This window comes from Streptomyces sp. DSM 40750 (genome assembly GCF_024612035.1).
Classification (GTDB): Bacteria; Actinomycetota; Actinomycetes; order Streptomycetales; family Streptomycetaceae; genus Streptomyces.
Window position 1 is genome coordinate 556,151 of sequence record NZ_CP102513.1, and the last position, 13,232, is coordinate 569,382.

Below are 13,232 nucleotides of genomic sequence, written 5' to 3' on the forward strand. Positions count from 1 at the left end.
AAGATGCGTGGCCCTGGCAGCGGCCGTCGTGGCCACGTTGGCGGTGCTGGTCCCGGCGGCGCCCGTCGAGGCCGCCGGTCAGCAGGCGTGGACGGGTACATGGGCCACCGCGCAGCACGCCTCGTACGACCCGGGAACGTCGGAGGTGACGGTACGGATACCGGTGCGGGTGAGCGCCGGCGGGTCGAGCGTGCGGATCCGGCTGACCAACGGCTTCACCGCCGAGCCGGTGACGATCCGGCACGCGACCGTGGGTCACAGTGACGGTGGCGCCGCCGTCGCGAAGCCGTACGGGCTGCGGTTCGGCGGCGAGGACGAGGTGACGATCGCCGCCGGGGAGCAGGCGGTGAGCGATCCTCTCCGGCTTCCCGTGCGGGCCCGCGGCGACCTGGTCGTCAGTCTGTACTTCCCCGGTCGGCTCACTCATGTCAGTCAGCACTGGATGGGGCTGCAGACCGTCTACTGGACGCCCGACGGCGGCGGGGATCACGCCGGGGACGCCGACGGGGACGCCTTCACCAGGACCGATTCCACCTTCCCGTTCCTGACCGGAGTCGACGTACGGGGCGGTGACGCGGCGGGCTCCGTGGTGGCGCTCGGCGACTCCATCACCGACGGCGCGTCCTCCACCGCGAACACCAACCGGCGCTGGCCGGACTATCTGGCGGCGCGGCTGTCGGCCTGCTCGACCACCGCCGGAGTGCTGAACGAAGGCATCAGCGGCAACCGGATCACTGCCGGGACCGACGGCAACCCGTCGGCACTGGACCGGCTGGAGCGCGATGTGCTGTCGCAGCCGGGCGCCCGGACGGTGATCCTTTTCGAGGGAGTCAACGACCTCAGCTGGGGTGGTGCCAGCGGCGATCAGGTGATCGACGGCATGAAGGAGATCGCCCGGCGGTCGCACGCCCGCGGGCTGCGGGTGATCGGCGCGACCGTCGTCCCGTATCGCGGCTGGGGCGACTGGTGGACCGAGGCCAAGGAGGCCGACCGGCAGAGGGTCAACGCGTTCGTCCGGGACTCGGGCGGCGTCCTGGACGGCTACGCCGACTTCGACGAGGCGGTACGGGACCCGGACGACCCCACCCGCTACGCCGCCGCCTTCGACTCGGGCGATCACCTGCACCCCAACGACACCGGTATGAAGGCGTTCTCCGACGCGGTCGACCTGGCCGGCCTCGGGGTGGCCCGCGACTGCCCCTCGGCCCGCGTCCGGCTCACCCCGTACCGGCCGAGCCTGGAGGCCGGCGGCCGGGGCACGGAGATCACCTCGACCGTCACCAACACCGGCCCCACGACGGTCACCCAGGTCACCACGGGCCTGGATCTCCCCGACGGCTGGTTGGCGGAGCCGGCCGGCAGTCCGCGGATCCGCTCGCTCGCCCCGGGTGACAGCGCCGCCGTCACCTGGACGGTGACCCCGGCGGCCGACGCGGCCTGGGGCACTCACCCGGTCGCGGTGAACACCTCCTTCCGCCAGGACGGCCGGATCCGGCGCGACTCCGACAGTGTGGACGCCACGGTGACCCCCGTCCCCTCCGAGGTGCGGTCGCCGTATCGGACGACCGACTCCACCACGGAAGACGCCCAATACGCGCAGAACGGAGGCCAGTTCGCCATCTGGGCGGGCGGCCAGGACCTCTCCGGCTGGAAGGACGAGAAGGCGACGGTCTACCTCGCCGACGCCGCTGGGCCGTCCGGCACCGTGATCGCCCGGGTCGCCGGTCAGACCGGCAGCGGCCCGTCCGCCAAGGCGGGGATCGCCGTCGCCAACGACCTCACGGCACCGGAGGCGGGCGGCTACGCGGTGCTCACCATGTCGAAGCAGTACGGCCTGGAGTTCCTGACCGACAGCGACGGCGACGGAAAGCTCGACACCTGGGCAGGCGGCGGCAGTTCGTACCACCCGGCCTGGCTGAAGCTCGTCCGCGACGGCTCCACCTACACCGCGTACGCCGGCCCCGACGGCACCGCCTGGCAGCGGGTCGCCACCGCCACCGTGCCGTCCGCGAGCGGCACCGGCGACGCCGGACTGGTCGCGAGCGCCGTCAACCTCAACTACCCCGGCCAGACCACGACCGCACTCTTCGACTCCTTCTCCACCCACGAGTGAGAGGCACGTTCATGGCAGTCAACCGCCGACATTTCATGACCACCGCGGCCGCCCTCGGCGGCGCCGTGCTGCTCGCCCCGCCCGGAACCGCCCAGGCCCTCGCCGGCACGACGGTGTCCGGCGGCTCCGGCATACCCGACTACCAGCCCACCAAGGCGTCCCTCGACACCCATCCCGTGCCGCGCTGGTACAAGGACGCCAAGTTCGGCATCTTCGTCCACTGGGGCGTCTACTCGGTGATCGCCGGCGCGACGCCGAGAAGCGCCTCCGAGTGGTACCTCTGGTATCAGAGCACCAAGGACACCGCCGAGTGGAAGTACCACCGCGACACCTACGGCGAGGACGTCACCTACGACGACCTCATCCCGCAGTTCAAGGCCGAGAAGTACGATCCCGACGCCTGGGTGAAGCTGTTCGAGCAGGCGGGCGCCGAGTACTTCGCGCTGACCAGCAAGCACCACGACGGATTCGCCCTCTACCCCAGCAAGGTGACGGACCGTCACTCCGTGGCGTACGGCCCGAAGCGCGACCTCGTCGGTGAGCTGATGACCGCGGCCCGCAAGCGCGGCACCGTGCGCCCGGGCCTGTACTACTCGCTCGGCGAGTACTTCAACCCGGCGATCGGCCGGCCGATGCGCAACTTCTACACCGACGAGGAAATCCCGATGACCGGCTACAAGCCGGTCGAGGACTACGTGGGCGACTACGAGCTCAAGCAGCTCTACGAGATCATCGACCGCTACGACCCGGAGCTGCTGTGGGCGGACGGACAGTGGTTCCGGCCCACCGGCGAACCGCCGTGGCGCAGCGAAGAACCCCTGGCCCACTACTACAACGAGGCCAAGAACCGTAAGCGCCCCAAGGGCGTGGTGATCAACGACCGGTTCGACACCCACTTCGACTTCGCGACGTACGAGCAGCGCACCAACCCCACGATGGATCCGCAGAAGTGGGAGTGCTGCATGACCATGGGCTACTCCTGGGGCTACAACAAGCACGAGCCGGACGAGGACTACAAGACCTCCGAGTTCCTGATCCAGCTGCTCGCCGACGTGGTCAGCAAGAACGGCAACCTGCTGCTCAACATCGGTCCCAGGCCGGACGGCACGATCCCCGAGATCATGCAGGAGCGGCTGAAGGACATCGGCGCCTGGCTGAAGGTCAACGGCCCGGCGATCTACGGGTCGACGCCCTGGGTGCGGGCGGAGGAGGAGGGCAGCTCGCTCGGCATCCGCTACACCGTCTCCCCGGGCAAGTTCAACATCATCGTGCTGGGTGCGCCCAGCGGCACCCTCTCGGTGCCCGGCGACATCCCCATCAGCGCCACGTCCCGGATCCGGCTGCTCGGCACGAGCGGCAGTCTGAGGTGGACCCGCCGTGACGGAAAGATCAACATCACCGTCCCGTCCTCCCTGCCCAGCGACATCGCCAACGTCTTCACCGTCGACTGGGCCCGGTGAGCGGCATGGGAATCAGTAACGGTACCCGGTTCGACACCCTGGGCCCCACCCTCACCGTCACCACACAGCCGGCCGAGCCGGCCGTCGGTGACACGGTCACCGCCACCGCGGTCCTCACCAACGACTGCCCCTTCCCTCTCCGCAACGCCGTGCTTCACCTGATCGACCCCGGCGCCACCACGGCGGCGAAGACCATCCCGCTCGGCGACCTGCGGCTGGGCGCGAAGACGACCCGGCGCTGGGAGACGGCGATGCCGGCCGATGTGGCCGGGAACGTGTCGTTCACCGCGCACGTGGTCTTCGACGTCGACGGGCGCAGCAGCGACTGCGCGCGGTCCGCGAAGACGTTCACGGTGCCCTACGAGCCCAACGGGGTGCGGGGCCCGTACCGGGTGTTCGCCACGGCCGACGACGCCGAGTTCGGCCAGTACGGCAGCCAGTTGGTGATCTGGGCGGGCGGCCGGGACCTGTCCGGCGGCGCCGACGAGAAGGGGATCATCCACCTCCCCGGCTCCGCCACCGAGTCGAGTGTGGTGCAGGTCAAGGCGGTCAGCCTCACCGGCAGCGACAACCCCACCGCGAAGTACGGCATCGCCCTCGCCAACGATCTGGCCGCGCCCGAGAAGGGCGGCTACGCCGTGCTGACCATGTCCGCGCGGTTCGGTCTGGAGTTCATGACCGACAGCGACGGCGACGGCCGGCTCGACACCTGGGCAGGCGGCGGCGGTTCGGCTCACCCGTCCTGGCTGCGGCTGGTCCGCTCCGGCACCACGTACACGGCGTACAGCACCACCAACGAGCTGTCCTGGACCGAGGTCGCGAGCGTGACGGTGCCCTCGGCGAGTGGCGCGATGGACGCCGGCGTCGTCGCCAGCGCGGTCAACGCCAACTATCCGGGCACGACCGTCCGGGCGATCTTCGACCGTTTCTCCGTGGAGCAGGCATGAGTCCCTACCGCTCCGAGGAGGACTTCCTCGCCCCGCCCGTCTCGATCACCGTCGAGCCGTCCGCTCCCGAGCCCGGTCAGGCGGTGACACTGACGGCCGAGCTCACCAACACCACGCGGATCGCGCTGCGCGGCTCGGTGCTGTATCTCTCCATGGACGGCGCCGGCCAGGCGGCCTCCGTCCTCGGCAGGGTGGCGCCCGGCAAGTCGGTGACCCGCACCTGGAAGACCCGGCTCCCCGACGATGCCGAGGGAGTGGTCCCCTGCATCGCGCACGCGCTCTTCGACGTGCACGAGGGCGGATCCGACTGCACCCGCGCGACCTCTTCGCTGAAACTGCCGTACAGGTCGCTGGCCGGTGCCTTCGACAACGCCGGCATCTCCTCCGACGACGCCACCACCACCGCCGACATCGACGGCTCGCGTTCCAGCCTGTCCGCCCAGGCGCTGGCCTCGGTCGGACTGACTCCCGGAGCTTCGGTCACCTACGGCGGGACGGCCTTCACCTGGCCGGACACCGAGCCCGGGGCCAAGGACAACGTGGTGTCCTCCGGGCAGACCGTACGGCTGTCCGGCACCGGCTCGCGGCTGGCCTTCCTCGGCACCTCCACCTGGGGCGACGGCAAGGGGTCCGGGAAGGTCGTGTACACGGACGGTACGGAGCAGGCCTTCTCCGTCGAGGTCCCCGACTGGTACTCGGCGCACCCCGCGGCCGCGGTGGTCCTGCCGTACCGCAACACCCCCTCGGGCCAGGACAGGAACCCGGTCAGCCTCTTCACCTTCGCCATCGTGCTGGAGGACAAGGAACTGCGCTCCGTCGTGCTGCCGAAGGTCAGCGACGGCCTGCCGAGCGGTGGTCCCGCTCTGCACATCTTCGCGATGACCGTCGCCTGATCCGGGCTGCGGTGCGGTCACATCCCACCGTGGCCCGGAAGATCCGAAAAGTTCTGAGAGGACGTTCATGACAGGCAATCAACCCCTCAGCCGCAGACGTCTGCTGACCGGAGCGGCCGCGTTCGGCGGAGTGGTGCTGCTGACGCCGTCGCCGGGTGCCCACGCCGCACCAGCGGCCGCGGACAAGGCCGCGAAGCCGTTCGACACGACCCCCGCGTCGGTCGCGCTGCGACGACTGCTGCCCGACCACCACCGGCAGGTGACGTTGCGCGCGCTGGACGGCGGCAGCGCCGACCGGTTCAAGGTCACCGGCCGGGCCGGGGCGATCACCGTGGAGGGCACCAGTCCGGCGGTATTGCTGACCGGCCTCCACACCTATCTGGCGCGGGCGGCGATGGCCGACATCTCCTGGAACGGCGAACAGCTGAACCTCCCCAGGTCGCTGCCCGCCCCCGACGGGGAGATCGCCGGATCGGCGAACGTGCCGCACCGGTTCGCCCTCAACGACACCAACGACGGTTACACCGGCCCCTACCGGGACTGGGACGCGTGGGAACGCGAGCTGGACGTGCTCGCGCTGCACGGCATCAACAGGGTGCTGGTCTACACCGGCGGCGACGCCGTCTACTACGACACCTTCCGGCAGTTCGGCTACTCCGACGCCGAGATGCGGGCGTGGATTCCGGCACCGGCCCATCAGCCGTGGTGGCTGCTGCAGAACATGTCGGGGTTCGGCGGTCCGGTGTCCAAGCGGCTCATCGAGAGGCGCGCCGATCTCGCCCGGAAGATCACCGACCGGGTGCGCGAACTGGGCATGACACCGGTGTTGCCCGGCTACTTCGGCACCGTGCCGGACGACTTCGTCGCCAAACACGGCGGGGACGCGGCCGTGGTCCCCCAGGGTTCCTGGGGCGCCTTCAAGCGACCCGACTGGCTCGACCCACGCACTACGGCCTTCGACGAGGTGTCCGCCGCCTTCTACCGGGCCCAGTCGGAGCGGTTCGGCGACAGCACGATGTACAAGATGGACCTGCTGCACGAGGGCGGCAACCCCCGTGACGTTCCGGTCGGCGAGGCCGCGGCGGCCGTCGAAGGGGCACTCCAGAAGGCTCACCCGGGCGCGATCTGGGCCATCCTGGGCTGGCAGTCCAACCCGTCCGAGGCGCTGCTCGACGGGGTCGACAAGTCCCGGATGCTGATCGTGGACGGCCTGTCCGACCGCTACACCACCGTCACGGACCGGGAGAGCGACTGGGGCGGCACCCCGTACGCCTTCGGCAGCATCTGGAACTTCGGCGGCCACACCCCGATGGGCGCCAACGCCCCGGACTGGGTGGAGCAGTACCCCAAGTGGCGTGACAAGGAAGGCAGTGCGCTCGCCGGGATCGCGGCGATGCCGGAGGCCGCCGACAACAACGCGCCCGCGCTCGCGCTCCTCACCGACCTGGCGTGGACACCCGGCACCATCGACCTCGACGACTGGTTCGCCGCGTACGCCGTGTCCCGCTACGGAGGCGAGGACCCGCACGCCGTCGCCGCCTGGAAGACGATCCGCGAGACCGCGTACAACGTGACCCGCGAGGACGGGTGGAGCGAGGCACCCGACGGGCTGTTCGGCGCCCGGCCGAGCCTGGGCGCCAACAAGGCCGCCGCCTGGGGCCCTGAGGCCGACCGCTACGACACCACGGCCTTCGACACGGCACTCACCGAACTGCTCCAGGTAGCACCACGACTGCGACACAGCTCCGCCTACGCCTACGACCTCGCCGACGTGACCCGTCAGGTGCTGTCCAACCGCAGCCGGGTGCTGTTGCCCCGGATCAGGGCGGCGTACGAGGCCGAGGACCGCGCCGGCTTCGACCGGCTCACCAGGACCTGGCTCAGTTGGATGAAGCTGATGGACAAGGTGCTGGCCACATCCCCGCAGCACCTGCTCGGACGGTGGCTGGCCGACGCCCGGTCCTGGGGCGCCACCAGGGCGGAGAAGGACCAACTGGAGTACGACGCACGGTCGATCATCACCACCTGGGGCGGCCGGGAGAGCAGCGAGGAAGGGCTGCACGACTACGCCAACCGGGAATGGGCGGGACTGGTCGGCGGCCTGTACCTCACGCGCTGGAAGACGTACTTCGGCGAGCTGTCCGCGGCGCTCGCGGCCGGCCGGCAGCCGGACGGGATCGACTGGTTCGCGCTGGAGGACCGCTGGGCGCACCGGCACGACAGCTACCCGGTGAAGACGTCCGGCGACATCCACAAGCTGGCCCGCCAGGTGCGGGACACCCTGGCCGCGGACCCACACCAGGTGACGCTGACCGCGTCCGCGGACCGGGGATCGGTCACCGAGGGCCGCCCGGTCACGGTCACCGTGTCGTTCACCAACCGCAATGGCTTCGGCCCCGCGACGGAGGTGAGGCTGTCCGTCGACGCACCGGAGGGGATGACCGCCGAGCCCGTCGGTACGACCACCGCGGCGTCCCTCGCCCCGGGCGAGACCTTCTCTGCGGCCTTCCGGGTCACCCTCACCGCGGCCGCCGATGCGCTGATCTCCCGGGTGCCGGTGAGCGCGTCCTTCCGGACAGGCGGTTCGCGGGGCTCGGCCTCGGCGGTGGTCCGGCTGATGGCGGGCACCGGGGTGACGGACCCCTACCGGAGCGCATCCTTCAACGACGCGGTCTTCGGCCAGTCCGGGGACGCGCTCGCCATCGAGGGCGCGGGCGCCGACCTGTGGGGCGGCACCAACGAGTTCGGCACGGTCTACCGGGCCGCCGCTTTCGGTCCCGCTGCGAGTGCCACGGTCCGGGTCACCTCGCAGGACAGCACCGGGCCCTGGGCCCGCGCCGGGCTCATCGTCCGCAATGACCTCTCCACGAACGGCAGCGGCTCGAACGGCGACGGCTCCGCCGGGTACGTGAATCTGGCGGTGACTCCGTCCAACGGATGTGCGCTGTCCTGGGACTCCGAGGGCAACGGCCGGTTCGACTCCATCGAGCTGGCCGGTTCCGGCACCGCCCCGCTACACCTGCGCCTGACACGCTCCGGCGACACCTACACCGGCGAGTGCAGCACTGACGGCGTCACCTGGACCAAGGTCGGCACCGCCACCCCGGGCGGAGCTGCCGGCCACCAGGACATCGGTGTCTTCATGACGGCCGCCAACGGCTGGACCGGCACCCGAGGGATCGCCGGGTTCGAGGACTTCTCCGTCAGCTGAGGGGGCTGGCGGGGCCGGGCCGCCCAACTCGCCGGACATCGAGCTCCACTGTCCCGCTCGGTGTCCGGCGTCGATGGCGGGCGCACCGGCCGGCCCATCCGCGACGGAGCGACGACGGACCGGACGGACTGGTCGACAGGGCGAACGAGACCTTGAACGAAACTGCCGGCACTGGCCGAAGAGCTGCTGGAGCGTGAAGTGCCCCGCCGTTGACGTTCGATGCCCGAGCGGAAGAGGGACAGCCTTTCCTGGTCAGCCGGTCGGTCCGCACTGGCAGGGCAGCGCCGACGTGTCACGGGGCCCAAGGCCGAGCGATGCCGTGGGGTCGGCGGGCCCGCCACATGTGCCGCGGACCGGCTTTCGGAGGCTCGTCACCGCTCGCGCAAGCTCAAGCGCCTGGGTATCGCGGCGTCATGGCCACGGTCACAGTGTCACAGTGCTGTTCGAAGACGGTTCCCTCTCGATGTACGGGGGTGGAAACAGCACTCCCATGAGGCACTATCACCGGAACATTCCGACTCGGGGGGACTTCTCATGGCTCACACGACTCGTTCACGCCGTACCACCGCCGTACTCGCCGCACTCACGCTCGGCGTCATGGCACTGACCGCATGCAAGGGCTCCGCCGAGGAGGACACGGCCGCCCCGAGCGCGACAGCGAGCCCTTCGGCTGCGGACACGCACGAGGGCACCGACACTCCCTCGACAGCCGACCCGAGCGACGGTGGCAGTGACAGCGGCGACTCCACCGCCAGACCTGGCAGCACCCCGCCGTCATCAGAGCCCGGCTCGGACGACGGTCAGGACGGAGGCGTGGGCATGTGTGAGACGACCGACTTGAGCTACAACGTCACCGTCGCGTCCAAGCCCGTCAACCACGCCTTGCTGACCGCGACCAACCAGTCCGCAGACCCCTGTCTGCTGCCGGCAGACGAGCTGGTGATCACGATTCCGGGGCTCGACGGCGCCGCCGAACACATGGGGCCTGACGGCGAGGACTGGCTTCTCGGGGCCGGCGAAAGGGCCTACGCCGGGATCATGTTCTCGCGCGCCGACACCGCGGGCGGCAAGAGCGCCGACAAGGTGGAGGTCGCGCTCACCGCCTCCGAGAGCCCGACGACGGTTCCGATCGACGATGGCCCCGTCACGGTCAACGACGGCCAGGTCACCAGCTTCTTCGGCACCGCCGAGGACGCACTCACGTACTGATCACCCCGCACTGGACAGGATTGGACAGCATTCGGGCAACGGCGGCCACCGTCGTCCCCGGATTTCAGGAACACCCCCAGCCGGCATCGTTGATCGACGTGTTGAGCCCGGATTTGCCTGCGGCCCCGTTGGGCAGGAACAAGCCTGCCCGGCCGGGGTCGGGCTTCGGTGCGGGGGCCTTGCTCATGTTGCGGATCTTGAGGTGTTCGTGCGCGATGAAGTCGTGTGCACGGCCCAGGCCGAGGGCGGTCCTGTGTCCGTGGTCGAGGCGCTGACGCCGTACCTTGCCGTGCAGGCGACTTTCTTCACCGCGCGCTGATGGTTGGCGGTGCGGTCCTTGGCCTTGCGGCGCGGGAACCGGGACAGGGCTGCCGCGCCTGTCGCGGGAACCGGGACAGTGCCTGCTGTGCTGCTTCCAGTTTCGCGGCGGCCTTACGCCCGTGGCGCGGGCTGGGCACGAACGCGCCATTGGAGTCGGCGGAAGTTCGCGATGCCCAGGTCGATACCGGCCACGGAGCCGGTCGCCGGCAGCGGCTCTGGTGCGGCCCGTTCGGCGGTCAGCACGACATACCAGCGCCCCGGTCGTGCAGACCACCTTGGGGACGCATCCCCTCCTCAAGGCCGCATGGCGCTGTTGCTGCTTCGGTGGCGACAAGGCATCACGGGCCGGGTCTGGGGCAGATAAAGGAGCTGTGAAGCAACGGTGGTGAGTAACATCCGCACACAACACATTCGTTTACCCGAAGGGGAACTGCCATGACGGGAACGCCATCAGAGACAACTGATCTCAAGGCGCAGTACGCCGCCCAGGTCGCCGCCGACCTCGAGCGCAACGCCAAGGAGCAGGAACGTCTCCACGGGGAGATCGACGCCCTGCAAGACCAACTCCGGAGTCTGCAGCAGGACCACATCGTGCTGGTGAACATGCAGCAGGCACTCGGCGCCGGAACACCTGAGCCCGCTTCCACGGCCGAAGACGCCGCAGCACCTTCCGTTCCCCGCCAGCAGACCGCCACCACCCCGGAAACCGGCAAGCGAACCCGAGCGAAGAAGACCACTCCCCCACAAGGCGGTAAGCAGGCGAAGGCGAAGAAGCCCACCGCCAAAGCCGAGGCCCCCAAGAGCGCCCAGCCCACCCTCATCGAGCTCATCCGCCGCCACCTCACCGAACAGAGCGAACCGCGCTCCGCCGCCGAGGTCGCCACCGCGCTCACCCAGGCTCACCCCGACCGCCGTATCCAGACCAACGTCGTACGCACCACGCTCGAAGCGCTCGTAGCCAAGAGCAACGCCCAGCGCACCAGGCAAGGCTCGTCCGTGTACTACACCGCTCCCGACGCCAAGGAACCGACCACAACGTCGCAGACATCGCAGGCAGACTCCGAGCCCGTACAGGCGAACAGCTGAGGCTGAACTCTCCGCCGGTGCTGTGATCGCGTAGGTTCGCCGGGTTGGGTCGGGTTGCGGTTTCGAGGGGGCGTCCGCTCCAGCGGATGCCTTGCTCGCTTTGGGCACGGGTGCGGTTCTCGCGCTGGGCGGCAAGCGCTGGTGTTCTGCCCGCGCATCGCGAACACTCTGCCCGAGCTCCTTGCGAGGCGTGGAGACATCCTGAGTTGTGGACGTGCTCGGGCGTTACCCTCGGCGCTGAAGGAGGCGGATGACGCGCTTGCCGCGGGCGTGGCCGGTTTCGGTGGCTCGGTGGGCGTCCTGGATTTCGTCCAGGGGATAGACGCGCTCGATGACCGGGCGCAGGTCTTGCCCGTCGACGTGTTCAGCGAGGGTTTTCAGGTCCGCGCGGCGAGGGCGGGCCGCGAGCAGGCGTACGCGCGGGCCGGGCAGGACGATGGACAGCAGGGCGAACGGTATGGCGCCGGCGGAGGGCGAGGCGATGCGACCGCCGGGGCGGAGGGCGCGGCGGTGGTCGCGGAGCGAGGAGCCGTGGCAGTCGAGGGTGGCGTCGAGCTCCTCTTTGAGGGCGTTCGGTGGGGTGGTGGCGTAGTCCAGGGTTACGTCGGCGCCGAGTTCGCGGCAGAACGGGGCGTTGGCGGCGCCGGCGATGGTGGTGACGTGGGCTCCCCAGGCGTGGGCCAGTTGGATCGCCGTGCTGCCGACACCGCCGCTCGCGCCGACCACGAGCAGTCGTTGCCCCGAGCGCAGGCGCAGGGTGTCCCGCAGGGCGCGCAGTGCGGTGACGCCGACCGAGGGCAGGGCGGCGGCTGCCACCCGGTCCATGCCGCTGGTCCGAACGCATGGGGCTTGAACGCGATCACTGGCTCCGTTGGAGTCATGTAGGTCGCTCGCCCCAGTCGAACGTGAACTGGCCCGTGGAGGTGTCGCGGCTGACGTTGCAGCGGACGGGCGCCAGGGAGAATTCCGCTGCCACCCATCCGGCGATCGCCGGAGCAAGGGCCGCCTCCGCGTAGTCGACCTCGACGATCTGCAGCGTCCGGACTGAGATCAGGATGTACGGGCTGGTGTCGACGAGTTCGATGCCGCCGGTTACTTTGCCCAGGCCGAGCCGCAACCAGGCAAGTTCGCGTTCGTTGAGCGCCAGCCGGTTCCCGTAGTAGGCGTTGTGGACTTCGGAAGCGTCCAGCCAGACCCGGTCGCTGACGGGGGCACCCGTGGTCGGCGGGGTCGTCAGGCGGATGGCCTCGGCCGCGATCCCGAGAAACAGCCCGAAGCCGCTCTTCTGCACCTTGAATCGATAGGTCCGCATTCGCCCTCATCAGTGTCGTGGGTCTGGGTGTCGATCGTCGAGGCAGGCTGCAGGGTCGTTGCCGCTGAACCTCCGGCTGACATCGGCTGCGTAGGCGGCCAAGTCTCCTGCTGATGCCTTCTGCCACTGGACGGCGACCCGGATGTGGACACCGAGCATCCGGGCGAGGAGGGCCGCGGGGAGTTCGGCGGCGAGGGTGAACAGAGCGGTGGAGCGGTCCTGCCGGGGCTGGACCCCGATCTTGTGGAGGCGCTGGCCGATCCCTTGATCACCGAGGGGCTGCCCTCGACGGCCACCGGGGAAGAGCCTGCGGGTCAGAACAGTGCGATCCGCCCTGACGGCCACTCGCAGCCCCCAGATCGTACGCCGCCGACGGGTCGTCACCACCGGCGAGGCCACCCTGGAACGCGTCTACGCGGTGACCGGCTTGACGTCGGAGCAGGCCGACGCAGCCAAGATCGCCCGCCGCGTCCGCGACCACTGGGGCATCGAGAACAAGATCCACCAGGTCAGGGACACCACGTACGCCTAGGACGCCTCCCGCGTACGCACCGCAAACACCACCCCATGCGCCATGGCATCCCTGCGCAACCTGACCATCGGCGCCCTCCGTCTGACCGGCTGCGAGAACATCGCCGCCAGACTGCGCAGACACTCCCTCGGAGACCATCCGGCCGCTG

The 13,232-nt window shown here is 69.9% G+C and carries 10 protein-coding genes; 8 read left to right on the forward strand and 2 right to left on the reverse strand.

Annotation, left to right across the window (positions count from 1 at the left end; genetic code table 11):
* The first annotated feature begins 7 nt into the window (after positions 1-7).
* The 7 genes from JIX55_RS02710 (at position 8) to JIX55_RS02740 (ending at position 11,240) form a co-directional block, all read left to right on the forward strand.
* On the forward strand, positions 8-2,113 hold the full coding sequence (locus JIX55_RS02710; protein ID WP_257561587.1) for a GDSL-type esterase/lipase family protein: 2,106 nt from the start codon (positions 8-10) through the stop codon (positions 2,111-2,113).
* An 11-nt stretch (positions 2,114-2,124) separates the two neighbouring features.
* Positions 2,125-3,573 (forward strand): alpha-L-fucosidase, encoded by a 1,449-nt coding sequence (locus tag JIX55_RS02715; RefSeq protein ID WP_257561588.1) that lies wholly within the window; start codon positions 2,125-2,127, stop codon positions 3,571-3,573.
* Between the two features lie 5 nt (positions 3,574-3,578).
* The gene (locus JIX55_RS02720) at positions 3,579-4,520 is read left to right on the forward strand and encodes a hypothetical protein (RefSeq protein ID WP_257561589.1); all 942 of its coding nucleotides are present in this window, start codon (positions 3,579-3,581) and stop codon (positions 4,518-4,520) included.
* Positions 4,517-5,413, forward strand: a complete 897-nt coding sequence (locus tag JIX55_RS02725) for a beta-glucosidase (protein ID WP_257561590.1) — start codon at positions 4,517-4,519, stop codon at positions 5,411-5,413. The genes JIX55_RS02720 and JIX55_RS02725 overlap by 4 nt, the downstream gene beginning before the upstream one ends.
* 67 nt (positions 5,414-5,480) lie before the next feature.
* Positions 5,481-8,624, forward strand: a complete 3,144-nt coding sequence (locus tag JIX55_RS02730; protein ID WP_257561591.1) for an alpha-N-acetylglucosaminidase — start codon at positions 5,481-5,483, stop codon at positions 8,622-8,624.
* Positions 8,625-9,158: 534 nt separating this feature from the next.
* On the forward strand, positions 9,159-9,833 hold the full coding sequence (locus JIX55_RS02735; RefSeq protein ID WP_257561592.1) for a DUF4232 domain-containing protein: 675 nt from the start codon (positions 9,159-9,161) through the stop codon (positions 9,831-9,833).
* 756 nt (positions 9,834-10,589) lie between these two features.
* Entirely contained in the window at positions 10,590-11,240 is a 651-nt protein-coding gene (locus tag JIX55_RS02740) for a hypothetical protein (protein WP_257561593.1), read from the forward strand.
* Between the two features lie 225 nt (positions 11,241-11,465).
* On the opposite strand, the gene JIX55_RS02745 is transcribed toward JIX55_RS02740, so the two are convergent.
* Both JIX55_RS02745 and JIX55_RS02750 read right to left on the reverse strand, forming a co-directional pair.
* A complete protein-coding gene (locus JIX55_RS02745; RefSeq protein WP_257561594.1) occupies positions 11,466-12,065 on the reverse strand; it encodes an NAD(P)-dependent alcohol dehydrogenase in 600 nt (199 codons plus the stop codon).
* Between the two features lie 52 nt (positions 12,066-12,117).
* Complete coding sequence (locus tag JIX55_RS02750; protein WP_257561595.1) at positions 12,118-12,552, reverse strand: hypothetical protein; 435 nt, start codon at positions 12,550-12,552, stop codon at positions 12,118-12,120.
* 322 nt (positions 12,553-12,874) lie between these two features.
* Here JIX55_RS02750 and JIX55_RS02755 point away from each other — a divergent pair, with 322 nt between their 5' ends.
* Positions 12,875-13,084 carry a hypothetical protein gene (locus JIX55_RS02755; RefSeq protein WP_257561596.1) on the forward strand — a complete coding sequence of 70 codons (210 nt, stop codon included), beginning with the start codon at positions 12,875-12,877 and terminating at the stop codon, positions 13,082-13,084.
* Positions 13,085-13,232: the final 148 nt, after the last annotated feature.

What these genes read in the sequence shown, in the direction of transcription:
- JIX55_RS02715 (WP_257561588.1), top strand. Translation starts at nt 2,125, where the DNA reads ATGGCAGTCAACCGCCGACATTTCATGACCACCGCGGCCGCCCTCGGC.
- JIX55_RS02720 (WP_257561589.1), top strand. Translation starts at nt 3,579, where the DNA reads ATGGGAATCAGTAACGGTACCCGGTTCGACACCCTGGGCCCCACCCTC.
- JIX55_RS02725 (WP_257561590.1), top strand. Translation starts at nt 4,517, where the DNA reads ATGAGTCCCTACCGCTCCGAGGAGGACTTCCTCGCCCCGCCCGTCTCG.
- JIX55_RS02730 (WP_257561591.1), top strand. Translation starts at nt 5,481, where the DNA reads ATGACAGGCAATCAACCCCTCAGCCGCAGACGTCTGCTGACCGGAGCG.
- JIX55_RS02735 (WP_257561592.1), top strand. Translation starts at nt 9,159, where the DNA reads ATGGCTCACACGACTCGTTCACGCCGTACCACCGCCGTACTCGCCGCA.
- JIX55_RS02740 (WP_257561593.1), top strand. Translation starts at nt 10,590, where the DNA reads ATGACGGGAACGCCATCAGAGACAACTGATCTCAAGGCGCAGTACGCC.
- JIX55_RS02745 (WP_257561594.1), bottom strand. Translation starts at nt 12,065, where the DNA reads ATGGACCGGGTGGCAGCCGCCGCCCTGCCCTCGGTCGGCGTCACCGCA.
- JIX55_RS02750 (WP_257561595.1), bottom strand. Translation starts at nt 12,552, where the DNA reads ATGCGGACCTATCGATTCAAGGTGCAGAAGAGCGGCTTCGGGCTGTTT.